Source organism: Luteibacter sp. TLI7-4A (assembly GCF_056754745.1).
In genome coordinates, this window is the sequence record NZ_JBPGWO010000001.1 from 966936 (window position 1) to 993590 (window position 26655).

Consider the following 26655-nt stretch of genomic DNA (forward strand, 5'->3'; position numbering starts at 1 on the left):
GTGCAAGGGGTACATATGAGCGGGGAACTCGTTCCTTTCACGGGCATGCTGCCCGCACTGATCGGCGAAGCGCGCAGGCGGCGTGTCGTCATGGGCTTCGCCTTCGCGGTCATCGCGCTGGCGGCCCTCGGCATCGGCTCCGTCTGGCCGAAGAAGTACGAGGCATCGACCACGATCCTCGCCCAGGAGGCGAGCATCATCACGCCCCTGATGGAAGGCGCGGCGACCGCGACCGGCAACAAGAACCGTGCCGGCATCGCCCGCGACGTGATCTTCAGCAGGAAGGTGCTCGACGAAGTGCTGGAGGCCGGTGGCTGGCTCGCCACGAACCCCTCGCCGCTGGAGCGGGACAAGATCGTCGACGGCATCAAGTCGCGCACGAAGCTGGTCAACAATCGCGACAACCTGATCACGATCAGCTATTTCGATTCCGATCCGAAGCGCGCCTTCGAAGTCACCCGCGCGTTCGGCCAACTCTTCATCAGCGAAAGCCTGGCCTCGAAGCAGCGCGAGAGCCGTGAAGCCTACGAGTTCATCAATAGCCAGGTCGAAGCGTACCGGATGAAGCTCACCGACGCGGAAGACAAATTGAAGGCGTACCGGGACGCCAATGCGGACGCGCGCCCCGGCAGCGAGACCGACACCAACACGCGGATCAGCCAGCTGCGCACGCAGATCGAAAACAACCGCATGGATTACATGCAGAGGCAGTCGCAGGCGGCCGTGCTGTCCGCGCAACTCAATGGAGAGTCCGAGGTCAACGCCGTGCAGACGGTGGGGGGCATCTACCAGACCCAACTGGCCGACTTGCAAGGGCAGCTGGACAAGCTGCGCTTGAACTACACCGAGGATTACCCGGACGTGATCCGCCTGCGTCACCAGATCGAAGACGTGCGCCGGCAAGCGCAGGCCGCGGACGCGCAGCGCGCCTCCGGTGGCGCCATCCCGCTCGATCACGCCGTCACGATGAATCCCGTCTACCAGCAGATGCGCCTGCAGCTCGCCGCCGTTCGCGGCGACGCGGCGGCCAGTGCCGCACGGGTCGGCGCCAGCGAGGCGATGCTCCAGGCCGAACTGGAACGCAGCAAGCGCATCGCCAATTCCGAGAACGTGACCGCCGAGCTTACCCGTGACTACACGGTCAACCGCGACGTCTACCAGGACCTGCTGAAGCGCCGCGAGAATGCGCGTGTCTCGATGAACCTCGATGCCGAACAGCGCGGCCTGACCTTCATGGTGCAGAACCCCGCGATGATGCCCCTGGTGCCGTCCGGCCTGCGCTTCATGCACTTCGGCCTCGCAGGGCTGGCGCTGTCGCTGGCGATCCCGCTCGGCCTGCTGTTCGCGGTGGCGCGGTTCGATCCGCGCATCCGTTCGGTGGCCCAGCTTGAACGCGCGACGGGCTTCCCGGTGCTGGCGGCGATTCCGTTCTACCCGACCCCGCGCGATCGTCGCCGCGAGCATCTGCACAACATGATGCTGGCCCTGACCGTCGTCGGCGTCGCCGCGGTGTACCTCGTGGTGTTCTGGCTGAGGATGAAGGGCTGACGATGAACAAGATGGCCGCTGACAATATCGAGATGGGCGACATGGTCGCCGACCACGACGACGAAACCCGCGCGACGCCCGGGCATTCCATCGCGCGGATGCGCGAAGAGGGTGGTGCCCTGGCGCCGATCGACTGCGAGCGCAAGCGCCTGATCCATCGCGAGGAGTCGGTCCGCCAGCAGTCCGATGCCTTCCGTGGCATCCGCACGCGGCTGCTGGAGATGGCTGGCGAGCACAACTTCGTGACCCTGGTGGTCTCCGTGAGTCCGCGTTCGGGTGGCAGCTTTGTCGCGAGGAACCTGGCCGCCGCCTTCGCCTTCGACGAATCCAAGACCAGCCTCCTGGTGGATTGCAACCTTCGTTACCCCAATCAGCACAAAGCCTTCGGCGTGGAACCGCGTACCGGAGGGCTGATCGATTTCCTGGAGCATCCCTCGCGCGGCATCGCGTCGATCATGTACCACACCGGGGTTCCGCGCCTGCGCCTCATCCCGGCCGGCAAGTCGCGCGAGAACAGCGGCGAGTACTTCTCCTCGTTCCGCATGCGTGCGGTGCTCGATTCGCTGCGCTGCCGCTATTCGGACCGGTACCTGTTCCTCGATGGCCCCCCGGTCAAGGGTTCGCCGGATGCCCGGATCCTTTCGGACCTGGCGGATTTCGTCGTGATCGTCGCCGGTTACGGCCGCGATACGCCGGCGACGATCAACCAGGCCGTCGCCAACTTCGACCCGGCGAAACTCGCCGGCGTGGTGTTCAACCAATCGCCGTGAGCGCGGCACCCTGGCACGCGGCCGGCAGGCGTCGTGCGCCGACAGGGGTAAAGGGAGGGAATATGCCGGCACCGTCCAGGCTCGCCCGCGCCATCGTGCTCGCGCTCGTGTCGGCACCCGGCGTGGTGCTGGCCGGCACGCTCGATTACACGCTCTATGCAGGATTGGAGCACAGCAACAACATCGCCTTGTCGTCGAGCCGGCCGGTTAGCGGGAACGTGCTGACCCCGGGCGGCACCTTCCAGTTCACCCAGATGGGCTCGACCTTCCAGGCCAACGTGGCCGGCACCTTCGAGTATCGCAAGTACCTGGGCAACGATTTCGATTCGCAGGCGCAGACCCAGCTGGCCGGGCAGGGCAACTGGACGATATCGCCGGACCGCCTGGATTTCTCGGTGGAGGACTATGCCGGCGTGCAGCCGGTCGACCAGCTGTCGAGCAATTCGCCGGACAACCAGCAGCAGACCAACGTGCTGGTGCTGGGGCCGACCCTGCGCATGCGTTTCGGGGATGCCGCCCGCGGCCAGTTCGAGCTGCGCTACATCAACAGCTACGCGTCGAAGGTGGACGATTTCGATTCCTCGCGCGGCCTCGCCGCGTTCCGTGTCTACCGCGACCTCAGCCCCACCGACCAGTTGTCGGGCAATGTCGAGTTCCAGCGCGTGGACTTCACCAACCAGCCCAGCGAGGCGAACTACGACCGGAAGGAAGCCTTCGTCCGCTATACCAGCACGCTGGCGCGTTTCGACGTCGACGTGCTGGCGGGCGGCACGCGCCTCGAATTCGACGATGGTTCCAGCAAGTCGGCGCCGCTGGCCCGCCTCAGCCTCGGCTGGCGGCCCAGCGTGCGCAATACCGTGTCCGTCACCGGTGCCTATCAATACGCGGACGCGGCGCAGGACCTCATCGCCACGCCCGGCGTGTACGACGCCACGGTCGCCGACCGCGTCGAGGCATTCGACCCGTTCGCCGCCACGGGTGGCCTGGGTCGTGGCAACGGCACGGGCGTGGGCGTGGGCAGCGCGGTGATCGGCTCGCAGGTCTACAAGGAGAAGCGGCTGGAGGCCACCTGGAACTGGCGCTCGGAACGCATCGTGCTGACCGTGTCCCCGTCCTTCAACAAGCTGCGCTACATCGGCGATCCCACCTTCGACCAGACAGACAAGGGCATCAGCGTGGGCGTGGGCTACCGGATCCGTCCGACGTTGACCCTGACCGGCTACGCCACGGGAAGCCGCCTGACCTACGACAGCCTCGCGCGCAAGGACACCACGGTGCGCCTGGGCCTCGATCTCGGCCAGCAGGTGAACCGGCACTGGAGCTGGCATGTTTCCGCATCCCGGGAGAGGCGTAGCAGCGATGCCGCGGGCCAGGATTATCGCGAGACCCGGTTCTTCGTCGGCGTGGTCTACCGGAGGTGACCATGCGAACCGATGCCGAGATCCCATTCTTCTTCGGTCCCGCCGGCGATCTTTTCGGCATGTACCACGCACCGGCCTTGCCGGCGCGCCGCGCGTTGCTGATGTGTCCGCCGCTGGGACAGGACCTGATCCGCTGCCATCGTCTCTATCGGCAGCTGGCGCAGGCGCTCGCCGCGCAGGGGCTTGCCGTATTGCGCTTCGACTACTACGGCACGGGTGACTCCGCGGGAGGGAGCGCCGAGGTGGATTGGGAACGTTGCGTCGCCGATGCGGCGGCCGCCGCCAGCGAACTGCGCGCGCGTGCGGGCACCGATCGCGTGGTGGCCTTCGGTGCGCGCCTGGGCGCCAGCGTGGCGCTCGCCGCCTCGGATCGCGCGCGTTTCGCCGAAGTGATCGCCTGGGACCCCGTGCTGGATGGCGGCGATCACGTTTCCGCGCTCGATGCCTTGCAGGTGGCGCTGCGTGACGACATGGAGCGCTTCACCCGTCCGCGCAGCGACGCGGACATCGCCGAGCAGTGGCTGGGCTTCGACGTTGGCGACCGCCTGCGCCAGCAGCTATGCGCGTTGCACCTGCATGCCGTGAACGTGCCCACCCTGGTGCTCGATTCGCTGCCCGCGGCGCCATCGTCACGCTGGCAGCGCATCCTCTCGCCGCGTGGCGCGGTCGTTCCGATCACTCCTGCCACCCCATGGGACGACCTGCGCCGGCTGGAAAGCGCGATCCTCTCGCAGCCGCTGATCCAGGCCGTCAGCGGCCGTCTGAAGGAGACCGCGTGATGCGCGAGGAAGCCCACCGGTTCGGCCGTGGAAACCACCTCGTCGGCATCGCCGGCGTACCCGTGGCGGCGACCGGCGAAACCGGCGTCATCGTGGTGAACGCGGGGCTGGTCCATCGCATCGGTCCCTTCCGCCTGCATGTGGAACTGACCCGGCAGCTCAATGCCAGTGGCTATCCCACGCTGCGCTTCGACCTGTCCACGCTGGGCGACAGCACCGCCACCGGCGGTGGCCAGACACGAACCCAGCAGGTGTGCGCGGACCTGGACGACGCGATGAAGCTGCTCAAGGCCCGCGCGGGCTGCGAGCGTTTCGTGCTGGTGGGGTTGTGTTCGGGTGCCCAGAACGCGCATATCGTCGCCGCCACCGATTCGCGCGTATCCGGCGCGGTGTTCCTCGACGGTTACGCCTACCGGACGCTCGGCTACAAGCTGCGCCATTACCTGCCGCGCATCGTCGATCCCGGCCGTTGGGCACGCCTGCTGCGGCGACGCGGTGGCGCGAACGGCATCGGCGGCAAGCCGGCCTCCGAACCGGTATTCGCGGTGGCACCCGCGCCGCGCGAGGAAGTCATCGCCGATTTCACCGGCATGGTGGGCCGTGGCATGAAGTTGTACCTGGTCTATTCGGGCGGCATCAGCAACTACTTCAACCATGCGCGGCAATTCCGCGAATGCTTCGGCAAGGTGATGAGCCACCCGGCGGTCACCACGCGGTATTCCGCCGAGTCCGACCATACCTACATCCTCACCGGCGACCGTGCCCGTCTGCTCGATGGCATCGGTGGCTGGCTCACGCAGAATTTCCCGCCGGCCGCGGCCGGGAGGCACGCATGAATTCGGTCCTGGTCACGGGCGGCGCCGGTTACATCGGCAGCCACACGGTGCAACAGCTGGTCGAACGCGGCGATCGCGTCGTGGTGATCGACAACCTCTCGACCGGGTTCCGCGAGGCGGTCCGCGGCGCTTCCTTCGTCGAGGGCAACGTCGGCGACGGCGACCTGGTGGCACGCGTGCTGGAGGTGCACCGCGTGGATGCCGTGTTGCACTTCGCCGCGCATACGGTCGTTCCCGAATCGATGAGCGACCCCCTCAAGTATTACGCCAACAACACCGGCAACACGCGGAACCTGCTCGCATGCTGCGCACAGGCGCGCGTGGACAAGTTCATCTTCTCGTCCACGGCCGCCGTCTACGGAACGACCGAGGCGGGCATCGCCGACGAGGACACGCCCACCCAGCCGATCAATCCCTATGGCCGGTCCAAGCTGATGTCCGAGACGATGCTGCGCGACTGGTGCGACACCGGGGCGATGCGCCATGTGATCCTCCGCTACTTCAACGTGGCCGGTTGCGATCCCCAGGGCCGGATCGGCCACTCGACGCCGGAAGCCACGCTGTTGATCAAGGTGGCCTGCGAGCACGCGGTCGGGAAGCGGCCGTGCGTGGCGATCTATGGCACGGACTACGACACGCCCGATGGCACGGGCGTGCGCGATTTCATCCATGTGGAAGACCTGGCGGCGGCGCACCTGCGCGCACTGGACCACCTGCGCGAAGGTGGCGCGTCGCTCACCCTCAACTGCGGCTACGGCCATGGCTACAGCGTGCGGGAAGTCATTCAGGCCGTGGCCCGCGCGGCGGGCCATCCCCTAAACGTGCTGGAATTGCCGCGCCGTCCAGGCGATATCCCGCAGCTGATCGCGCGCAGCGACAAGTTGCGCCGCGAACTCGGTTGGGAACCCTGCTACGACGACCTCGACGTCATCGTCCGTACCGCGTTGTCATGGGAATACCGGTTGGCTGGCAGCGCCTTGCCCACCGCGTTCGTGGCATGAGCGTCCGTTGTCACGTGTCGCTGCGGGGGCGCAGGCACGCGTCGCGCCGCCTCGATGTATCGCTGCCACCGTCATCGGCGCTGCCGCGCCATGTGCTCTGGATACTCGGCGTGTTCCTGGGACTGGCCGCCGCCGTTCTCCCGGCGAGGGCGGCCAGCTCTTCTGTGGCAACCACCAATCCTGTGGCAACCACTGTGGCAGCCACCAGCTTTCATGTGGGAGCCGCTTCAGCGGCGATCCCGCGGCAACGGGCCAGGTCGGGGCAAGCACCCGTCGCCGCTGAAGCGGCTCCCACAAGAACTCACACAAAAGCGCCGGCAGGCGCTTCCACGGAAGCCGTTCGCAAGATCGAGGTGCACCGGCTGGCGGGACGTGGCGACGATTTGCCGGTGACCATGGGAATTCCGTTCCCGCCGGGCCTGCTGCGCGATCCGACGCAGGTTCGTATCGTCGACGGCCACGGCCGCGAGGTTCCCGCCGCCGTCGCTTCCACCCTGGCCTGGCATTTCCGCGACGGCAGCGTGCGTGCCGTTCGCGTGCAATTCCACGCGGCACCCGGCATCTACCACTTCACCCTCGACACCCCGCGCACGGCGGACATCGGCGGCTGGCCGTATGCAAGCGGCCTGGTCGACGGCCGGCTCGCCGCCATCGCGACGTTGACGCCGGAATGGCTCACCGCCTCCCTCATCGCGGGGCCACAGTCCGTGGCTGCGAACGACGAGCCCTACGCCCGCTATGTCGACGGCCAGTTCCGCTGGGCGTCCGCGCTGCCCACGCAGGATACGACGGCATGGTTGTTCGACCGGCCGTCGACCCTGTTCAAGGCCTATGTGCGTACGGGCAGGGCGGACTACCTCGAAGCGGCCGAGATGAGCTATCGCTGGTACATGGCCGGGATCAAGCGCGACGGCATGCCGGTGAGCCCGTCCTGTGGCGGGGGCTGGCTACCCGACGGCAAGCCGTGCGACGTGAAATACGTGTATATCGAGTCGGTGCTGCTCGCCGTGGCGCTCACGGGCGACGACTCCATGCACGACGCGGCGACCGTGGCGAAGATGGCCGGGTTGTGGGACAGCGGTGGCTGGAACGGCGCACCGGGGCCGTACCGGCATCCGGATGACTATTTCACCGAGCGCCTCGCCGGCCTCGGACTGGTCGAGACAGTGGCGGCCTATGAACTCACCGGCGACACACGCTACCGGCAGCGCATCGATGCGCGCGTGGGCTGGCTGCACGATCACCAGCGGACGAATCCGGACGGTCTCGGCGACGACGGCTCCTGGCGCAACAGCTGGAACGTGCATGAAAACGATCCGCACGGCGGTGGGGACGTACGCGGCGCCTCGCCGTGGATGAGCGAGAACATCGTGGATGGCCTGTGGCACGCGTGGCTGGTCACGGCCGACCCGCGCATCCCCGGCATGCTCACCGGTTTCGGCCGCTACCTGGAGCGATACGGCTGGATCGATCCGCAACGGCTCGTGTCGCCGCATGACTGGCGCAACGAGTGCTCCGGCCCGCGTGGACAGATCGCCTGGTACTGGTCGTCGTCGCAGGCCACGACCGACGCGCTGATGAAGATACAGGACACCGAAGGCTGGTACAGCGATGGCCACACGGTCGAACTCGGCTTGCCGGTGGCGGCCGCATGGTATTTCGAGACCGATCCTGAGCAAGCCGCCGCGTTGAAGAAACGTTTCCAGGCGATCGCCGCGTCGTACAGCCCCGCCTGCGCGGCGATATCGGATACCTTGCGCCGCTTCAACTGGAACAATCGCGGTGCCGGCGTGGCGCAGTGGATGATGGCGCAGCCCGCGGGCGCCGGCACGCGGCAACGGACGGTATCGCCATGAACCGCCGCGTCGCCGTCTTGCGCAGCATCGGCATCGTCACGGTGTCCACGTATATCGAGTACGCGCTCGGCTTGCTGATGAGCGTGTGGATCGCCCGCTCGCTGGGCCCGTCCGATTTCGGCCGTTACGCCTTCACCGTATGGCTGTGCGGCTGGCTGATCGTCTGCTCCAACCACGCGCTGACCACCTCGTCGACCAAGTTCATCGCCGAGGCCGACGGCATGGGCGAGGCATCGCTCGCCTCGCATCTGGCCGCGCGTTTCTCACGTATCCAGACCTACAGCTCGCTGGCGGTCATCCTCCTGTTCGTCCTGATCGGCTGGTTGTTCCGCCCCTCCGAATGGGACGACTCCCTGTTGCCGATCATGGCCCTGGTGATCGTGGCCGTGGTCGCGAAAGCCAACTACGCCATGCTCGTCGCCATCGGCAAGGGACAGGAACGCTTCGAGCCGGAAGCCGTGGCCACCGTGGCCGCCGGTATCGTCGGCATGCTGCTCGTGCTCGGGGCGATGATCGTGCACGCGGACCTCGTGTCCTTCGTGGCCCTGTTCGCGGTGGCGTGCCTGCTGCTGAACCTGATCAACCGCATCGGTTATCGTCGCTGTTGTCGCCCCTATGCGCCCGGGCCGATCCCGCCCGACGTGAACAGGCGGGTGAATCGCCACCTCCGCCTCACGGCGGCCCTGGTCCTGATGGGATCGTTCCGCGTCGGCACGATCGAGGTGTTCCTGCTCAATGCTTTCGCCGGGTCGGTCGCGGTGGGTTATTTCGCGATCGCCGGGACGCTTACCCGCGGCGCCGTGCAGTTGTTCTCGGTGGGGCTCACGTCCACCTTGCTGCCGTACATGGCCAAGACCTATGGCGAGAGCGGAACGGCGCGTGCCGCACGTTTCCTTTCCGAAGCCACGCGCTTCTACTGGGCCGTCGGTATCGCCATCGCGGGGCTGGGACTCGTCACCACGCCCGAGATCGTCCGGCTGATGTATGGCAACCGTTATGTCGATGCGATTCCCGCCATCGAGGCGACCCTGGTGCTGGGCGGCCTGTTGCTCATCGGCAACGGCATCGCCGCGTTCCAGACCGTCGTCGACCGCCAGGACGACCGCATCCGCATCGCCGTCGTCGCGCTGGCCGCCAATGCCGTGCTCGGCGCCGCGTTGATCCCGCCGCTCGGCCTGGCCGGCGCCGTCATCACCTATGCGGCGACGCGCGTCGTCGAGATGGCGCTGGCGATCCACTACCTGCGCAAGGCGACCAGCGGTGCCCTGCCGGTGGCGGCCATGTCGCGCCTGTTCGCGGTGGGTTTCGTCGCCACGCTCGCCGCATGGGGAGCCACCGCCGCCACGCCTTCGCGACTCGGCTTCCTCGTTGGCGCGGCCGTGTTCATGGCCCTGTACCTGCCAGGCAGCATGCTCGTTCGCTACTGGACCGGTGACGACCTCAACCTGATGACGGGTATCAGCCGTCGCCTCGGACCGCCCGGACGGTTGCTGATCCGGGGGCTACGGTTCGTCCAACCTTCCGCGGCGAAGGCCAGCCCATGAGTTACGTCTGTTCCACCTTGCATACCCTGGACACCCTTCGCGGCCTGCGCGACGAACTGGCGCGCGTCGCGGAACAGCCGGGAGCGGCCAGCGGCATCGTGCAGCACCCGGACTGGATCGAGTACGAGGTGGTCAGCCGTCACGATGGCACCGTGCCGCACGTGATCGTCGTTCGCGATGCGGAAGGCCGGGTGGCGGGCTACGCGCCGCTGCTGGCCATCGATCACACGGCGCGGCTCGACCTCGCGGGGCGGCGGTTGCAGCTGTACCGGGGCGCGGCCCTGCGCATGCTCGGTGCCGGTGTCGTCGCCAACGAAGGGGAGCGTTCCGCCGTGGAACTGCTGGTGTCCCGGCAGATCGCCCACGACCCGGATATCCGCGTCGTCCGCATCCAGGAGGCGGACCTGCCCAATCGCTTCGCCGCCTCCTTGTCGCATGGCGGCGATTTCCGCACCGTGGTGGCGCACCTGCTCGACCAGGTGCACTGGTCGATCGACCCGCAGCCGTCCTCCGAGGCATGGCTTGCCGCCATGGACAAGAAGAAACGCGCCGACCTCGTGCAACGGGTCGGGCGCGCCTATCGCAAGCTGGGCGGTGACGCCGAGCTGCGCGTGTTCGATCGTGGGGAACACATGGCCGAGTACTGCCGCCTCATGAACGTGTTGTACGCGCGGACATGGCATCACGCCGACCTGCCCATCGACTGGGAGGCTCCCGAACGTGTCGCCTTGTTCCAGCGTCTCGCCGAGGCGGGCCAGATGATCGGTCATGTGGTGGTCCGTGACGGCCGGCCGCTGGCGTATGTACACGGCTATCGCATCGCGGGCACCTATCTCGTCGACGATCTCGGCTACGACGAGGAGGTCGCGAAGATCGGCATCGGCTCGGTGGCCGTGTTCCAGGCGGTACGTGGGCTGCTCGACCGCTTCCCCGGCGAACGAATCAGCTTCGGCTACGGCGACAACCAGTACAAACGGCTGCTGTCGACGCGAGCGGAGCCGTGCGGATCGCTCTACGTGGTGCGGGCCACCCGCGCCACCGCTGGATTCCATATGTATGCGCCGCTTCGCTGGCTGTACCGCGGCCTGCGGCGCGTGCGTTCTGACATGCAGTCCCGCCGCCAGGGCTGATCTTCCCGGCCTCCTTGGCCGGATGGACTAGGCCTCTGGACGATGGGCAGGACGGGTTTCGAGGCGCAGGCTTAGGGTCGCAGGATCCGTCCAGAGGTGCTCATGAACACGCAAGTCGACTCCCGGCCGTACCAGGAGGCGACGGCAAGGCTGCCGTTGATCCGTTCCTTTCTCGAAGCGCGATACACACGGACGTTCTTCGCGCACCGGGCGTTGACCCACCATCTGTATCGTGGCGTGTTCCCCACGTTCGACGAGGCCCAGGCCAGCATTCCCGCGGCCAACACCAGCGGCTACGACAACACCGAGTCGGCCGAACTCTACCGCGAGCGGACCCGGCGGGTCTTCATCAACGACTATCCGATGATGTACTGGCTCGGCCGCTTCTTCGCCGACGGCGCGCGTACCGTGTTCGACATCGGCGGACACATCGGCATCGCCTATTACGCTTACCAGAAATACCTTGCCTATCCGACGGGCCTGCGCTGGACGGTGATGGACGTACCGGCCGTGAATGCCGCGGGCGAGCGCTGGGCGAAGGAGCACGACCCGGCCGGACGCCTGCATTTCGCCGACGAGGTGGCGAAGGCATCCGGGGTGGACGTGCTTTTCGCGGCGGGCTCGTTGCAGTACCTGCGTTACTCGCTGGTGGAGGCGTTGCAGGCGATGGAGGGGCGGCCACGCTTCCTGCTGCTCAACTCCGTGCCCGTCCACATGCGTGAGTCGTACTTCACCGTGCAGAACATCGGCACCGCCTGCTGCCCTTACCGGGTGACCGCCGAGCGCGAATTCCTCGGCGGGCTCTCGTCGCTCGGTTACGAACTGCAGGACCGTTGGGAGAATCCGCAACGGTCCTGCATGATTCCGTTTCACCCGGAGCGTTCGCTGGATCGCTACTTCGGCTTCGCTTTCCGTTCCATCCAGTCGTAGACGACCGGCAGCAGCACCAGGGTCAGCAGGGTGGAGGTGATGAGGCCACCCACGACCACGGTCGCCAGGGGGCGTTGCGTCTCCGCCCCCACGCCGCTGGACAGCAGCATGGGCACGAGTCCGAGGATAGCGACGCTCGCGGTCATCAACACCGGCCGCAAGCGCAGGGACGTGCCACGCAGCACGGCGTCGCGCACGTCGAGTCCCGCGGCGCGCTGCGCATCGAGGAAGCTCACGAGGACGATGCCGTTCAACATCGCCACGCCGAAGACGGCGATGAAGCCGATCGCCGAGGGCACCGAGATGTACTGGCCGGTGATGAACAGGCCGAAGATCCCGCCGATGATCGCGAAGGGCACGTTGGCGAGGATCAGGCTCGCGCGGCGCAATGAATTGAAGGCGGTGTAGAGCAACACGAAGATGAGGAAGATGGTCGCCGGGACGATCAGGGCTAGGCGCTTGAGCGCCCGCTGCTGGTTCTCGAAGGCGCCGCCCCATGCGGTGTAGTAGCCGGTGGGAAGGGTGACCGACGCGCCGATGCGTTCGTTCGCCTCGCGGACGAAGCCGTCGATGTCGCGCCCGCGTACGTCCATGGCGATGACGGCGTAACGCTGCAAGGCCTCCCGGCGGATGAATGAATAGCCTTCCGCCGTGGTCACCTTCGCCACCTGGCCGAGTTGGACCAGGGCGCCGGACGGCGTCCGGATCGGAATCCGCCCGATCGCGACAGGCGACGCCCTGCTGGCATCGTCCAGGCGTATCGCGATGTCGTAGCGGCGCACGCCCTCGAGCAGGTTGCCCACCGCTTCGCCGCCGATGCCGTTGCGCACCACGGTGAGCACGTCGTCCGCGTCGAGGCCGTACCGGGCCAGGGCGTCGCGGTCCACCTCGATGCGCAGTTGCGGCTTGCCCATGTTGGCCTCCAGCGCGAGGTCCGCCACGCCGGGTATGCGAGCCAGCACGTCCTTCATGCGCGAAGCCAGCCTGTCGAGTTCGCCCAGGTCGTCACCGTAGATCTTCAGCGCCAGCGTGGCACGCACGCCGGAGATCAACTCCTCCACGCGCATCTGGATCGGCTGGGTGTAGCTCACCACCGCCGTGGGCAGGAGCGCGCCGAGGTCGTCCTGCATGGCTTGTTCGATCGACTCCAGGGTCTGCCCGGCGCGCCACTGCGATTTGGGTTTCAGCGGCGTATAGACTTCCATGTAGTTCACGTCCGCCGTTTCGCCTTTCTCCGCGCGACCGATCATCGCCAGCGTGGTTTCCACTTCGGGGAAGCGGTTCTTTATCCGCTCGGCGACGCGCTTCGATATGCCGATCGATTCTTCCAGCGAGGCCGACGGAATCGAGGTGATCCGCCACATGATCGCGCCCTCGCGCAGGTTGGGCATGAATTCCTTGCCCAGGAAGGGGAACAGGACCAGTGCGGCCAGAAGGGCGGTCCCCGCGAGGCCGACCACGATCGGCCGGTGCGCGAGCGACCAGCGCAGCACGCGCGCATAGCCGCGTTTCAGCCAGGCGACCAGGCGGGTGTCCTTTTCCTCGCCAGGCTTGAGCAGCAGGGCCGCCAGGACGGGAATGAGCGTCAGCGCGAGGACCAGGGACCCCGCCATGGCGAAGCCGATGTTGAAGGCCATGGGCCTGAACATCTTGCCTTCCAGCCCTTGCAGGCCGAAGAGCGGCAGGAACACCACGATGATGATGAGGATGGCGAAGGCGATCGGCGTGGCGACCTCGCGCGCCGCGTCGCGCACGGCCGCCGTGCGGTCCTCCGGTTCGCCGCGGGCCTTGCGCTCGGCCATGAGGCGGAACGCGTTCTCGACCATCACCACGGCGCCGTCCACCATCATGCCGATACCGATCGCCAGTCCGGCGAGCGACATCAGGTTCGCGGAAAGCCCGGCCTGCGCCATGCAGATCACGGCGATCAGCAGGGCCAGCGGCAAGGTCGCGACGACGATCAGGGCGCTGCGCAGCTCGCCGAGGAAGAGGAACAACACCACGGCGACGAGGATCGATCCTTCCACCAGGGCGCGCGTCGCGGTGCCGACGGCGGCGTCGACGAGGTCACTGCGCTCGTAGACCGGACGGACGACGACGCCCTCCGGCAGGGCCCGCGTGAGCGTCGCCAGCTTGGCCTTCACGGCGTCGACCACGTTGCGCGCGTTTTCGTCGATGCGGGCCAGCGCCTGTCCCATGACCACCTCCTTGCCATCGCGGGTCACCGCGCCGGTCCGGGGTGCGCCGGCTTCGATGACGGTCGCCACGTCGCGCAGGTAGACCGGGGTGCCATCCGTGGATTTAAGGACGATGCCGCCGATATCGGCGGCATTCCGCACCAGGCCGAGGCCGCGCACGAGGTATTGTTCGCGACCGACGTCGACGACGTTGCCACCGACCTGGGCGTTGTTCGCTTCCACCGCCTGCATGACGTCCTTGATGCCGAGGCCGTGGGCGAAGAGCCGGATCGGATCGACGCGCACCTGGTACTGCTTCTCCTGCCCACCCCAGGACGTGACGTCGTCCACGCCGGGCGCGGTGCGTAGCACCAGGCGCAATGTCCAGTCCTGCAGGCTGCGCAGGTCCATGTCGGAGGGCGCCTTGGCTGTCGCTTCGTCCTTGCGCTCCACGGTGTACCAGAACACCTGACCGAGCCCCGAGGTGTTCGGTCCCATCTCGGGCTTGCCATAGCCCGCGGGAAGCCGGTCACCCACCTGTTGCAGGCGCTCGTTCACGAGTTGGCGTGCGAAGTAGATGTCCGTGCCGTCGTCGAAGTACACCGAGACGTACGACAGGCCGAACAGGCTCACCGACCGGATGTCCTCGACGCCGGGCAGTCCGGCGAGCGCGGATTCGACGGGCGTGCTGAGCAGCCGCTCCACATCCTCGGCGGCGAGGCCGGCGGCCTCGGTGTAGACATTGACCTGTACCGGCGTCACGTCGGGAAACGCGTCGATGGGCAAGCCGCCGGCGGCCCGGATGCCGAGCAGGGCCACGACGGTGAACGCGATCAGCACCAGTGGCTTGTATCGCAGCGAGAGTGCGACGAGGCGTTGCAGCATCATTCTTCCCCCAGTTGCGAGCGCAGGAGCCTTGCCTTCAGTGCGAAGGCGCCCTTGCTCACATAGACGTCGCCGGCACGCAGTCCTTGCCGGATCGGGGTCCAGCCATTGACGGTCGCGTCCGTTTCCACGGCGACGGCGTCGAAACGATCGGCCGCGCCGCGGCGCACGAAGACGGTGGGCTGGTCTTGCAGGAGCAGCACGGCTTCCGCCGGTACCGCCAGGCGCTGGTTGGGAAGGCCGATGGCGATACGGCTTTCGACGAGTTCACCGGGATGCAGGAGGTCGTCTCGGTTGTCGACCCGGATGCGTACGGCCACCGTGCGCGTCGTCTCGTCGGTCTGGTGCGAACGCTGGAGCACCGTGCCCGGAAGTTCCGTGCCGTGCGCGCCCACGATCACCGTGTCGCCTTGCTTCACGCCTTTCGCCGCGGCGGGAGGCAGTCGCGCCTCGACCCAGACGGAGTCCTCCGTCACCAGGGTGAACAAGGCCTGCCCGGGTTCCACGCGCTGGCCGACGAGGAAGTCGTCCGTGGTGATCCGTCCGGCGTGCGGGGCCAGCAATTCGAAGCGGCCGTCGGCGGCGGACGAACCACGCGCGATCAAGCGCGCGATCTGTCCTTCCGACAAGCCGTACGCCCGCAATTTCGCCCGGGCCTGGTCGCGTGCCACCCGTGCTTCGTTGTAGCGCCGTGCGGATACGGCCTGGGGACCGAGCGCGGAGACGCGCTGCCAGTCCTGGCTGGCGACGAGCAGTTGTCCCTGCGTCTCGGCCACCTCGACGCCGGAGAGCTCGACCAACGGCGTGCCGGCGGCCACCACGTCGCCGAGTTTCGCCCGGCGCGCGACCACTTGCGCCGCGATGCGCGGGGAAACCAGCAGCGTGGAATAGGCGTCCGCCTTCACTTCGCCGGGCGCGACGATCAGGTCGTGCATCGCGCGGGGCCGCAGGGTGTCGACGACGATGCCGGCTTCCTTGATGGCGGCCTCGTCGAGGGCGAGCGGATCGTCGCGCTTCTCGGCGGGCGCCTGGGCGTGACTGGGTGCGATCGCCAGGAGGGCGAGCATGAAGATGAGTCGGTGGAGATGGGTGTTCATCGGGCGATATCCAGCGGAGCGCCGTCGATCCAGTCGTCGAGACGGCCGGCGGCGGCGAGGTAGTCGAACCAGGCCTGCCAGGCCTGGCTTTCGAGGGCGAGACCGGACAGCGCGGTATCGAGGCTTTGCTTCAATTGCACGAGGTAGTCGGAGGTGCCGATCTCCCCGGCTTGCCACAGGCGTTCCAGCAAGGCGGTACGCTCGTCGAGCGCGCTCGCCCGGCTTCCCCGGAAGGCCCGCACGGCGACGAGCAAGGCCGCGTACGTGGCCTGCTGCTGTCGCACGCCGGCGTCCGAGCGCAGCAGCACCGCACGGCGGTTGGCGCTGGCGGCGTCCGCATCGGCTTGCGCCGCGGCGATCTCGGCGCGTCCCGTGTTCAGTACCGGTAGCGGAATCGACACGCTCAGTCCGACGACGCGATCGCTGCGAGCGCCGTCGCGCACGCGTCCGCCGGTGAGGCTCACGGTCGGGTCGGGCCGACGGGCACGTTCGGCGACGACGATGCCGGCCTCCGCACGTTCCTGTTCGGCACGTGCCTGGACCACTTCCGGCCGCTGCCCGGTCGCGAGGGGCACGACCGTTTCCGGTGCGGGCGGCAGTGCCAGGGGCAACGGTGGCAACGGCCAGGCGATATCCGGGTCGACGGTCGCGAGCGCGGCATGCGCCGCCGCTTCCTGTCCGGCGAGCGAGGCTTGCTGGATTTCGGCTTCCCCCAGCGCCAGCGCGGCGAGGTCGCGTTCGGGGCTGCCGATGTCGCCGACGGCCAGTCGCTGCGCGGCCAGATGGTCGAAACGCCGCATCAGGTCCACGCGCTGGCGCCCCAGTTCGTTCTGCCGTGCGGCCAGCAGCGTGGCGCACCAGCCCTTCAGCCATTGCGCGGTCACCTCGCGCCGTTCGAGCGCATAGGCCGCCTCGCTCGCGCGTGCGGCGGCATCGCCCTCCGCCGCCCGGGCCCGGCGCTTGCCACCGAGGTCGAGCGCGAGACTGGCTCCGGCGGTGCGCCGATCGACATCGGCGTTCTCGCCTTCGAGGGTCAGCGAAGGGTTGTATACCGGCTGGTCGGCGGCACGGGCCCGCGCCTGTCCGGCACGCCTCGCGGCATCGGCGGATTGGAGGCGTGGATGGTTCGTCCACACGCGATGCAGCGCGTCGCGCACGGCGGGTGGGGCGGAAAAACCGGTCGGCGATGAGGCGAGCGCGTGGGGAGCGAACGCGCAGGCGGCCAGCCACAGGCACACGACGCCATAGGGCGTGGTACGCGGGGAAAACATGGGTGGATCTCCTGGAATCGGGCACGAATCGACGCGGCCGCTCAAGCGGCCGGTGTCGGGCGATCGGATGTCAGGCGATCGGAGGACGCAGGGGAGAACGCGCGAAGGCCGGCGTCGCCGTGACCGGCGGGGCGGACCTTACGCGGGAGACCAGCGAGGGGACGATCACGCTGGCGGTGCTTGCCGGCAGCGCTACGGCGTGGGCGCAGGTGCAATGGCAACCCTTGCCTTCGTCGAGCACGCAGAAGTCGGCGTCGTCGAGCGTCGCGGTCGAAGCGGCGGCGCCCATGGCGTCGCCGGAGAACGCGACACGCGGGCCGTCGAGCACGCAGAAGGTCGACATCGCGACCTTGAACAGCAACACCGCGAGCGCGAGCATCCACACGCCGCGATGGCGGCGCAGATGGGTGAACAGGCGTGGCGTGTGGCGGCGCATGGCCGCGATCCTAAAGGACGGCGGCGGTGTTAGACAATTCCACCGGGGTTCCATGCGGCTTCGCGAGCTCGAAATCGCGGTATGCGCCGGGGTTGCCGGTCATGCCGGCTTCGGCGGCCTTCGCGATGTTGTACATCTCGCGTGCCGTCACGTAGTGCAGCACGTGTCGCTTGCCATCGTTGTAGGCGGATTCGAGGTAGGCGTGCATGTCGTCGACCGGCTTGCCCAGCAACGTGTCCATGTCGCCTTCCTGCGTGCCGTGCGTGTGGATCTTGATGAAGACCCATTCCGGCCGTCCCTCGACATGGACGCCGGTACGAACCCACTGGTCCACGCGGGATGGCGTGGGCGGGCAGCCGCGACGGATATCCGAATTCTCGATGCGTGGAATGATGCCGAAGCGACGGTTCTTCCAGTTGAGGCCGAGCACGCCCTGGATGATCAGGAGGTCGCCCGACGGCTTGCCGCCCACCCGCATGGGGACGCCGGTATCGTGCGACTTGCACTCATGCGGATCGTCGGTGGCGTAATAGATCGCGTTCGACATGCGCGTCTGCGTGTCACTGGGCGCGGAGGGCAGGGTGAAGTCGGCGTAGCAGCCCAGTTCGCGCAGGAGGATCAGTTCGTTGTCGATGCCGCACCAGCGGCCGTCGGCGCGCGAATTGTCCAGGCACCAGTTGCCGTGGATGAAGGCGAAGCGGAGCTGGCCGGTGACCGGATCGCGTGGCAGCGCGCCGTGCTTCTCGTGTAGCAGGCGGTTGAAGCGATCCATCGTGGCGACGAAGTTTTCCGGCGTGTCGTTGTCGTGGTGCAGGTGGATCTCGATTTCACCGTAGCCATCGGCACAGAGCGCGGCGATCTTGTCCAGGTGCTCCTCGACGTATTCCTCTTCGGGGTAGAAGAAGCTGTGCTGCGGCACGCGTCCTTCGGCATCGCGGTGGCGCGACGCCATGGCCCGGTACTCCTCGCACCAGCGGTCGACGCGGCGGCGCTGGGTGTCCATGTCGACGCGGCCCCAGTTCGGCTCGAAATGGTCGACGAAGCAGAACAGCACGTGCACGGGGCCCTCGACCTTCGGTGGCGCGCGCCGGGTCAGGTATCCCCACAGCCAGTACTGCATGTTGCGCGCGCGGATCGCCACGGTCACCGCGATGGCGGCGAACAGGATGAAGGCGAGAAGGATGATGGCGATCACGCGGATGCTCCGGCCGGGACCAGGGTGAGCAACTGTTCGGCATTGTTGCGCCACTGCCGTTCGCTGGCGATGTAGGCTCGCGCGGCATGGCCGACGCGTTTGCGCTCGTCGGCGCGCTGGGCCAGTTCGAGCACGCGCTCGACGCAAGCCGTCGCGTCGCCGCGTGGGAACAGCCAGCCGGTATGGCCGTCGACGATCACTTCCGCCACCGGCGCGTAGTCCGGCGCGACCACCGCCACGCCCATGCCCATGAACTCGAACAGTTTCATGGGGGAGCCATAGTGATTGGAATTCGGCAGCACGGCATAGTCCATGCAAGCGATCCAGCTGGCCACCTCCTCGTGTGGCACGCGGCCGGGAAGGAGCACGCGATCGGAAAGTCCCCGTGCCGCGATCAGTTCGCGTACCGCCGGCAAGGTCTTGCCGTCGCCGACGAAGACCAGGGCGAGATCGGGTACGCCATCGAGGCGATTGGCGATGGCCTCGACGAAGCTGTCCATGCCGTGCCAGTGGGCAAATGCGCCGATGTGGCCGCACACGGTGCGGCCGGTGAGTCCGCGCTCGGCACGCAGGCGGTCACGATCGAAACGGGCGGGATCGAAACGGGGCAGGTCCACGGCGTTGGGCGACACGACGGAGGGAGCGATGTCGCCATACGCCTGCTCCGCGATATCGCGAAAGTAGCTGGAAATGAAGACGAGGCCGGTGGCGTTGCGCAGGCACCAGCCCTCGATACGGCGCGCAAGCGCTTTCATCGTCAGCGGGCGCACGCGGTCGACCAGGGCGGAATCGTTGATCTCCAGCACCAGTGGAATACCACGTTGGCGCGCCAGCCATACGGTGGCGAAGAGGAACAGCGAATAGCGTTCGTAGATGAGTTCCGGTGCGGCGCCGCGCCATGCCCAGCCCATGCGCAGGAGGGTGGCCGCGTTGTAGAGCAGTTCGAACGCCTCGAAGACGATCCCGGGAAGCCGTGTCACCAGGCCGGCGATCGTCCCGCGACCGGACGAGGCCGCGGTATCGGTTTCCCTTTCCGGGTCGGCCCCGGGAAACGACATCACGTCCACGTGATGGCCCAGCTCGCGCAACGCGCCCACGATGCCGCGGATGTGCACGCCTTCGACATGGCGGCCACGCGTGCGGTGATGGTAGAGGATCCTCACGACGCGGTCCCCGGCAAGGCGGCGAAGCGCATGCCCTGGTCGAGCCACTCCGGCAGGAGCACGTCCAGTGCCTGGGCCGCCTTGTCGCTGTCGTCGTGCATGAGCACGATGTCGCCCGCGGCCGGTGGATCGCCGCGCAGGCGCGCGATCAGTGCTTCCATCGGCCGGTCCTGGTAGTCGAGGCTGTCGTACGACCAATAGACGAAGCTGCGCTTGTGCCGGACGAAGTACGCGAGCAACGGCGCACCCACGTAGCCATGTGGCGGGCGCATGCGGTGATGCGGACGGTCGTCGAACAGGCGCAGCAGCGCATCGGTGCGATGCACCTCGTCGAGTTGCCTGGCCAGGGTCATGTTACGGAAGGACCAATGGCTATAGGAGTGGTTGCCGACCATGTGCCCTTCATCGACGATCCGCTGGACGATATCCGGATGCCGTTCGATCTTTTCGCCCACCAGGAAGAAGCTGGCCTTCACGCCATGCTTCGCCAGGGTGTCGAGAAGCCGAGGCGTGTAGCCGGGCTCGGGACCATCGTCGAAGCTGAGGTAGCGCAGCGCCGAATCGCGCGTGCGCGTCAGGACGAGGTTCTCGGGCAGCAATCCGAGCAGGTCGTGCTTTTTGGGTTTCCAGTTCATGCGTTGGCGCCAAGGTGGGCCGGGGCTCCGGCGGCGACACGGCCGAGCATGCGTTCGAGCCGGTCGATATTCTCGTCCCAGCGGAAAGTCGCGGCATGCGCCGCGATGGTGGCGGGATCGAAATGACGTTCGAATGCCTCCACGAGCGCGGTTCCGAGTTCACGAGGCTGGTGTGGTGGCACGAGGATGCCCGCCTGGTGGGGCAGCACTTCAGGAATGCCGCCTACCGAGGTCGCGACGACCGGTGTGCCGCATGCCATGGCCTCCAGGATCACGTTCGGCACGCCTTCGTTGTGGCTGGGCAGGCAGAGCACATTCGCGGCCTGGAACCAGTCCGCCAGCGCGGCGTGATCCACCGCGCCTTCGAAATGCACGGCCGGTGCGCAGCACAGGGAAGCCGCGCGGTCCTCCAGGTTGGCACGGCTCGCTCCTTCGCCCACGTAGACCAGGCGCGCGTCATGCTGCCGTTTCACGAGGGCGGGAAACGCCTCGATCAGGTCGTGACAGCCTTTGGTCGCCTTGAGATTGCCCACGTAGAGCACGATCGGCACCTCGGCCGGCAGGCCCAGGCGCCGCCGTGCGGCGGCCCTGTCGCCGCGGTGGAAGATGCGCGTGTCGACGCCGTTGTAAATCGTCTCCACGCCTTCGGGACGCGCGCCGAGTTCGATCGCCTTGCGCGCGAGTGCCTTGCTCACCGCGATCACGGCGCCCGCGCCACGCAGGGCGGACTTGATCTGCGGCCGGCGCAGGCGCGCGGCGGCCTGTACGTTGAGGTCGCTGCCGTGCGCCTTGACGACGTAGGGAATGCCGAGCAGGCGCGCCACCCAGGCCCCGCCTGCCGCGTCCGGATACGCCCAGCTCGCCAGGATCACGTCGTAGCGGGCACGACGCAGGTCGCGGCCACGCTGCCACATCACGCAAGCGAAGAAGCAGAACGCGTTGAGGAAACGGCCGATGCCGGGCGGGTGGTAGAACGTGAAGTGGTCGCGCCGGATGCCGGGGACGTCCACCGTGCCCTTCACTCCGCCCATGCGCTCGCGGAAGTCGACGGCCGTGAGCACGTCCACCTCGTGGCGCTCCGCCAGGCGCTGGAACTGCTGCCGGTTGAACGTGCCGCGGCGGGGATCCCATGGCGTGGGAAAGAGATTGGTGAGCACCAGGATCTTCATGAGGCATGCTCCATGTCGCCGAAGTAGAGCCGGCCATAGCGCGCGGCCATGGCTTCCATCGATCCGTGCGCCTCCACCCAGGCGCGCGCCGCTAGGCCCAGCGTGGAGGCACGCTGCGTCGCATGAAGCAGGTCGAGGATGGCCGAGGCCAGCGCCGGCGGATCGCATGGCGGCACGAGGTGCCCGGTGGTCCCGTCGTGCACGATCTCCGCATTGCCGCCCACGTCGGTCGCGACGATGGGCAGGCCGGCGGCGCAGGCTTCCAGCAGGGCCATGGAATAGCCTTCGGTCACCGAGGAAAGCGCGAACAGGTCGAAACCCTGGAGCAGGTCGCGCACGTCGTTGCGATCTCCCAGGAAGTGCACGCAGCCGGCCACGCCTTCGTCGAAGGCGGCGGCGCGCAAGGTCTCGCGCAACTCCCCGTCGCCGACCAGGACCAGCGCGGTATCCGGCCGGGTATGGCGGACGATGCGGAAGGCGCGGATCAGGCTCATCTGGTCCTTGGCCCAGTTCAGCCGGCCCACGCTTCCGATGATGCGGGTGCCGCGCGGTACCCGGATCAAGCGGGTGAGGCGTTCGTGCATGATGTCGGAGGCGACGTCGAAGCCTTCGAGCACGATGCCGTTCGGCACGACGCAGGTCTTCGCCGCCGGTGCGATGCCGCGCCGCACCGCATCCGCGCGCGCGGCTTCGCAGACGGCGACGACGGCATCGGTGGCCTTGAGCGCGCGGCGGAAAAGCCATTCGCGGCGGCCGGGTTTCCTTTGCGCACCCATGCCATGGCGGGTGTTCACCACCTGGCGGATACCCATGCCCGCGCTGGCGAGCACCGCCTGGTAATGGGCCACGGCATTATGCGTGTGCAGCACCTCGGTGTAGTGGGAGGCCAGCAGTTGGCGCGCGCGGCCAAGGGCGCGCAGGTCGAAACCGGTGCGCTTGTGGCAGGCGGTGACGGGAATGCCCAGCGGGTCCAGCTCGCTTGCCAGCGAACCGCGCTCGAACAGGCACACCACCTGCACCTTGTGGCCTTGCCGATGCTGTTCCTTGACCAGGTCCAGGACCATGCGTTCGAGGCCGCCACGGTTGAGGTTCTCGACGAAGTGGGTGATGTTCACGAGGCCAGCTCCGAAACGGTGACACGCAGCTTTCCACTGCGGGTCAGCGGGATGTCGTCGACGAAGTGGCAATGCAGTTCGGCGCTGTCGCCCAGCACCTTGCCCACTTCGCGGCGAATGTAGTCGAGCGAGGCATCGTCGAATCCACGGCCTCGCACGATCGACAGGTCGAGCCGGTCGAGTCGCCGCTGGACGAGCTGGAAGCGTGCGAGCCCCGGGACGTCCTTGAGCATGTGCGGGAAGAATTCGCCCGGAAGGATGTGGCCGGCGGGAGTCCGGATGGCGTCGAGCTTGCGGCCGTCGACCGAGGCGAGCATGGGCAGGCCGCGGCCGCAGGCGCATGGGGAGGTGGCGTACGTGGCCATGTCGCCGTTGACATAACGGATGAACGGCATGCCGTAGTTGAACAGGTCGGTGATGGCGACCTCGCCGCTTCCGCCGAAGGCCGGCATGCCTTCGTGGTCGAGCGTCTCGACCACGAGGTGGTCCGCGTTCACATGCAGGCCCTGGCGGTGCTCGCACTCGGAAGCGACCAGCATGAATTCACGACAGCCGTAGGTGTTGTAAGCGGGCGCACCGAAAGCCCTCTCGATGAGGTCGCGCTGGAACGGATGCAGGGCTTCGGCGGCACCGATGACGGAGACCGGACGCGCCACCCGGCGATCGTTCGCCAGCAGCCATTCGGCCAGCCGCACCAGCGGCCCGACGTAACCGACGACGACCTCCGGACGGTAGGCGTCGATGGCGTCGGCGTAACCGGCCATGTTCGACTCGTTCATGTGGAAGCTGTCGAGCAGCTTGCGTGCGAACACGGCGTTGTAGACGCGGTCCTTCATGCGGTGCATCGCGCTGGGATTGCCGACGGCGCCGCCCCAGAGGAACAGCGTCCGGCGTCCCATCCGCGAACCGGCCCAGCCATAGCCGCGCCACATCACGGCCACGCGGCGGTCGTTGCTTTCGCGGGTGAAACCGAAACGCAGCGGCTCGCCCGTGGAGCCGCCGGTGGCCTTGTAGCCCAGCGATGCCTTCAGCGACGTGGCCTTGATCTCGTCGGCGTTGTCGCGGATATCCGCCTTGGTCAACACGGGAAGCTTCGCGTAGTCGTCCATGTCGCGGATGTCCTGCGGCACGATGCCCAGCGCGTCCCAGCGGCGCTTGTAGTACGGCACCTCGCGATAGCACCAGTCGAGCAGGCGTTTCAGCCGCTGGAACCGCAGGGCCAGCACTTCCTCGGGTGCCAGCCACTGGTCGCGCTCGTAGCGGCGCATGTACTTGGGCGTGTCGCGACGGCGCAGGCCGCCTTCGTACGCGGGCCAGACGATGTGCCGCAAGGTGGTCTCGTAGAGTTTCATACGGTTCGCAGGAGCACGGCGACGAGGACGAACAAGGCGAAGACGCTGCATGCCCCCGCGGGCAGCCAACGCCATCCTCCATGGGAGAGGCGGAACATCGGCAGGACCGGCCAGCGGCGGCGCGCGCCCACGTAGTAGCCGGCGACCATGGCGGCGATCAGGTAAAGCACCACCATGTAGCTGCGGCTGAGGAAGAATGCCGCCGCGAACAGGCCGCACAGGGAAAGCAGCAGGGTCAGTGCCATCTGGCGCTCCGCGGCCCATTCGGCCTGGATCGCGGGATCGGAACCGGCCGGGCCGTGGTGGCGCACGATCGTCAGCATCATCCAGAAGCCGTAGCCGACGAAGGCGAGCCAGAGCACGAAGCCGATGAAGCCGGTTTCCGCCAGCACGAGCACGAACGAGTTGTGCGCGGTCAGGTCGTTGTACTCGGTGAAATTGCCGGGACCGACGCCGAACGCGGGGTGCTCGCGGAACATCTCCAGGCCCGAGTACCAGGCGTCCACGCGGCCCGCGGCCGATTCCTCGCCGGCGTCGAGTTCTTCCATCCGCGAGGAGAGCAGCTTCATCGCGGCGAGGCCGACGACGCCGATCGCGCCCGCGACCAGGGCTCCCTTGCGGTACCAGACATAACACCCGGCGACGACCAGCACCGCCAGCATGGCGCCGCGCGAATTGGTGAGATAGGTGCCGTAGAGCAGGAGCAGGGCTGCCACGATCCACACCGGGCGCATCGCGCCGGCGCCGCGCCTGCCGAGGAACACCGCCATGGGCAGGGTCGCCGCGAACAGGAGGCCCAGGTCGTTCGGATCGTTGAAGATGCCCACGTACTGGATGCGCCCGCCTTCGCTCAACGGCGTGCCCGTCCAGCCCACGCCGGTGCTCGCCTGCTCGACGCCATGCAGCGCGAGCACCGTCGCACTGGCCACGAACACGCCCATGGCGATGCGTACCCGTTTCTGCGTGCCGCACGCGGCGCCGAAGACGAAGAAGGCGATCACCACCGGACCGAAGCGGGCCAGCTCGTCGAGCGCGCCGCCCGCCCAGCCGTTGCTCATCTGCGAGATCATCAGGATCAGCAGGAACGCGGGCAGGATAACGAACTGCGGTGCTTCGAAGGTCTTCGAACGCGACGCCAGCCACATGGCGAAGGCCAGGAGCAGCACCACCGGGAGGATGGGCACGGTCTCCAGGCCGGGTACGTAGTCCTGGGGCCGGATGATGGTGAGTACGACGTAGAGGAGGATCAGGGGGAACATGCTTTTTCCCCCGGTCCGGCCGCCTGGTGCGCGGGCGTGGGATAGCTCATCAGCTGCGGCAACGCGAGCATCGCGGCGAACCAGCCGGGGCCCATGTTGCTTTCCACCGGCAGCCGGTAGAGCGAGTAACGGTTCTCGCTGGGCTCGGCGTTGGTACCGCAGACGTAGCTGCAGGCGAGTTGGAATCCCGCGTGGCGGGTGGCCGAGATCACGTCGTCGTTGTAGGCGCGGTCGCCACCGACCGGATAGGACATCAGCACGGCGGGGTTGCGCAGTTCACGGTCCAACGTGGCCTTGGATTCGCGGATCTCGCGTTCCATCTCGTCGCGCGGAAGGCGTGCGAGCATGCGGTGGTGCACGCCGTGCGATCCGAATTCGAACCCGGCCGCCTCCATCTCGCGTGCCTGGTCCCAGGTCATGGGGCGGCAGTCGACGGGACGGGCGGCCGCCGAAGGCATGTTCCATTCCACCTCCAGCCGCTCGATCATCGCGCTTTGCCCGAACGCGTCGAGCCATTTCATGCGCAGCAGCACGTTGCCGGCGATGCGGCGACGCGCCGGCCGGTCCGACGGAAGCGCGATGTCGATCGACAGTTCAGGAAGGACCAGCCGCGCCGCCGTCGTGAGCAGGATCATGTGCACGAGCCAGTCGTACGCATACGGACGGCCCGTGTCGATGTGCCCGGTGGAGACGAAGAACGTCGCCGGCACGCCGACCTCGTCCAGGATCGGGGCGGCGATCCGGTAGTTGTCGTCGTATCCGTCGTCGAAGGTCACCGCCACGGTATCCGGCGGCAAGGCCTCGCCGGCGTCGAGGGCGGCCACGACGTCGGTCAGACGCATGGGCCGGAAGTATTTCCTGATCCGCAACATCTGCTCGCGGAACTCGGCGGGCGGCGTGCTGATGAGTTCGAGGTCGAAGCCGAACGTGTCGGGGTCCGGCAGCGGCATCACGCGGTGGTAGGCGAGGATGCGCAAGTCGCGTTGCCACCACGCGCGCACGCGTTGCAGCGAATGCAGCAGGCCGCTGGAATAGCACAACTCGCCGAGCCGGCCACGAATACCGGGCGCTCCGCGCGGGGGCATG

22 protein-coding genes are annotated in these 26655 nt (G+C 67.5%); 10 read left to right on the forward strand and 12 right to left on the reverse strand.

What is annotated here, in order from left to right:
- Nucleotides 1–15 precede the first annotated feature (15 nt).
- The 10 genes from ACR9Y6_RS04380 to ACR9Y6_RS04425 all read left to right on the forward strand — a co-directional run bounded on the left by ACR9Y6_RS04380 (nt 16) and on the right by ACR9Y6_RS04425 (nt 11815).
- Nucleotides 16–1548 (forward strand): XrtA system polysaccharide chain length determinant, encoded by a 1533-nt coding sequence (locus ACR9Y6_RS04380; RefSeq protein ID WP_481280160.1) that lies wholly within the window; start codon nt 16–18, stop codon nt 1546–1548.
- A 2-nt stretch (nt 1549–1550) separates the two neighbouring features.
- Entirely contained in the window at nt 1551–2318 is a 768-nt protein-coding gene (locus tag ACR9Y6_RS04385; protein ID WP_481280161.1) for a P-loop NTPase family protein, read from the forward strand.
- Nucleotides 2319–2380: 62 nt separating this feature from the next.
- Entirely contained in the window at nt 2381–3739 is a 1359-nt protein-coding gene (locus tag ACR9Y6_RS04390; RefSeq protein ID WP_481280162.1) for an outer membrane beta-barrel protein, read from the forward strand.
- Nucleotides 3740–3741: 2 nt separating this feature from the next.
- Nucleotides 3742–4518 (forward strand): alpha/beta fold hydrolase, encoded by a 777-nt coding sequence (locus ACR9Y6_RS04395; RefSeq protein ID WP_481280163.1) that lies wholly within the window; start codon nt 3742–3744, stop codon nt 4516–4518.
- On the forward strand, nt 4518–5354 hold the full coding sequence (locus ACR9Y6_RS04400; protein WP_481280164.1) for an alpha/beta fold hydrolase: 837 nt from the start codon (nt 4518–4520) through the stop codon (nt 5352–5354). The genes ACR9Y6_RS04395 and ACR9Y6_RS04400 overlap by 1 nt, the downstream gene beginning before the upstream one ends.
- A complete protein-coding gene (gene galE / locus ACR9Y6_RS04405) occupies nt 5351–6355 on the forward strand; it encodes a UDP-glucose 4-epimerase GalE (RefSeq protein WP_481280165.1) in 1005 nt (334 codons plus the stop codon). Before ACR9Y6_RS04400 ends, galE begins: the two co-directional genes overlap by 4 nt.
- 395 nt (nt 6356–6750) lie before the next feature.
- Entirely contained in the window at nt 6751–8211 is a 1461-nt protein-coding gene (locus ACR9Y6_RS04410) for a hypothetical protein (RefSeq protein WP_481280166.1), read from the forward strand.
- Entirely contained in the window at nt 8208–9755 is a 1548-nt protein-coding gene (locus tag ACR9Y6_RS04415) for an oligosaccharide flippase family protein (protein WP_481280167.1), read from the forward strand. The genes ACR9Y6_RS04410 and ACR9Y6_RS04415 overlap by 4 nt, the downstream gene beginning before the upstream one ends.
- Nucleotides 9752–10885 carry a GNAT family N-acetyltransferase gene (locus ACR9Y6_RS04420; protein WP_481280168.1) on the forward strand — a complete coding sequence of 378 codons (1134 nt, stop codon included), beginning with the start codon at nt 9752–9754 and terminating at the stop codon, nt 10883–10885. Before ACR9Y6_RS04415 ends, ACR9Y6_RS04420 begins: the two co-directional genes overlap by 4 nt.
- 102 nt (nt 10886–10987) lie before the next feature.
- On the forward strand, nt 10988–11815 hold the full coding sequence (locus tag ACR9Y6_RS04425) for a TIGR04325 family methyltransferase (protein WP_481280169.1): 828 nt from the start codon (nt 10988–10990) through the stop codon (nt 11813–11815).
- Here ACR9Y6_RS04425 and ACR9Y6_RS04430 read toward each other — a convergent pair.
- From ACR9Y6_RS04430 to ACR9Y6_RS04485, 12 genes are all read right to left on the reverse strand, one after another.
- Nucleotides 11779–14877, reverse strand: coding sequence for an efflux RND transporter permease subunit (locus ACR9Y6_RS04430; RefSeq protein ID WP_481282690.1), 3099 nt, complete (start codon nt 14875–14877; stop codon nt 11779–11781). The genes ACR9Y6_RS04425 and ACR9Y6_RS04430 overlap by 37 nt on opposite strands.
- Nucleotides 14877–15974 carry an efflux RND transporter periplasmic adaptor subunit gene (locus tag ACR9Y6_RS04435; protein WP_481280170.1) on the reverse strand — a complete coding sequence of 366 codons (1098 nt, stop codon included), beginning with the start codon at nt 15972–15974 and terminating at the stop codon, nt 14877–14879. The genes ACR9Y6_RS04430 and ACR9Y6_RS04435 overlap by 1 nt, the downstream gene beginning before the upstream one ends.
- Nucleotides 15971–17245 (reverse strand): TolC family protein, encoded by a 1275-nt coding sequence (locus ACR9Y6_RS04440; protein WP_481280171.1) that lies wholly within the window; start codon nt 17243–17245, stop codon nt 15971–15973. Before ACR9Y6_RS04440 ends, ACR9Y6_RS04435 begins: the two co-directional genes overlap by 4 nt.
- Before the next feature lie 70 nt (nt 17246–17315).
- Nucleotides 17316–17681, reverse strand: coding sequence for a hypothetical protein (locus ACR9Y6_RS04445; protein WP_481280172.1), 366 nt, complete (start codon nt 17679–17681; stop codon nt 17316–17318).
- 10 nt (nt 17682–17691) lie between these two features.
- Complete coding sequence (locus tag ACR9Y6_RS04450; RefSeq protein WP_481280173.1) at nt 17692–18876, reverse strand: hypothetical protein; 1185 nt, start codon at nt 18874–18876, stop codon at nt 17692–17694.
- Nucleotides 18873–20039 (reverse strand): glycosyltransferase family 4 protein, encoded by a 1167-nt coding sequence (locus tag ACR9Y6_RS04455; protein WP_481280174.1) that lies wholly within the window; start codon nt 20037–20039, stop codon nt 18873–18875. Before ACR9Y6_RS04455 ends, ACR9Y6_RS04450 begins: the two co-directional genes overlap by 4 nt.
- Nucleotides 20036–20674, reverse strand: a complete 639-nt coding sequence (locus tag ACR9Y6_RS04460; protein ID WP_481280175.1) for a polysaccharide deacetylase family protein — start codon at nt 20672–20674, stop codon at nt 20036–20038. The genes ACR9Y6_RS04455 and ACR9Y6_RS04460 overlap by 4 nt, the downstream gene beginning before the upstream one ends.
- Nucleotides 20671–21843, reverse strand: coding sequence for a glycosyltransferase family 4 protein (locus tag ACR9Y6_RS04465; RefSeq protein WP_481280176.1), 1173 nt, complete (start codon nt 21841–21843; stop codon nt 20671–20673). The genes ACR9Y6_RS04460 and ACR9Y6_RS04465 overlap by 4 nt, the downstream gene beginning before the upstream one ends.
- Complete coding sequence (locus ACR9Y6_RS04470; protein WP_481280177.1) at nt 21840–22958, reverse strand: glycosyltransferase; 1119 nt, start codon at nt 22956–22958, stop codon at nt 21840–21842. Before ACR9Y6_RS04470 ends, ACR9Y6_RS04465 begins: the two co-directional genes overlap by 4 nt.
- The gene (locus ACR9Y6_RS04475; RefSeq protein WP_481280178.1) at nt 22955–24310 is read right to left on the reverse strand and encodes a phenylacetate--CoA ligase family protein; all 1356 of its coding nucleotides are present in this window, start codon (nt 24308–24310) and stop codon (nt 22955–22957) included. Before ACR9Y6_RS04475 ends, ACR9Y6_RS04470 begins: the two co-directional genes overlap by 4 nt.
- Nucleotides 24307–25569, reverse strand: a complete 1263-nt coding sequence (locus ACR9Y6_RS04480; protein WP_481280179.1) for an O-antigen ligase family protein — start codon at nt 25567–25569, stop codon at nt 24307–24309. Before ACR9Y6_RS04480 ends, ACR9Y6_RS04475 begins: the two co-directional genes overlap by 4 nt.
- On the reverse strand, nt 25557–26654 hold the full coding sequence (locus tag ACR9Y6_RS04485) for a polysaccharide deacetylase family protein (protein ID WP_481280180.1): 1098 nt from the start codon (nt 26652–26654) through the stop codon (nt 25557–25559). Before ACR9Y6_RS04485 ends, ACR9Y6_RS04480 begins: the two co-directional genes overlap by 13 nt.
- Nucleotide 26655 lies beyond the last annotated feature (1 nt).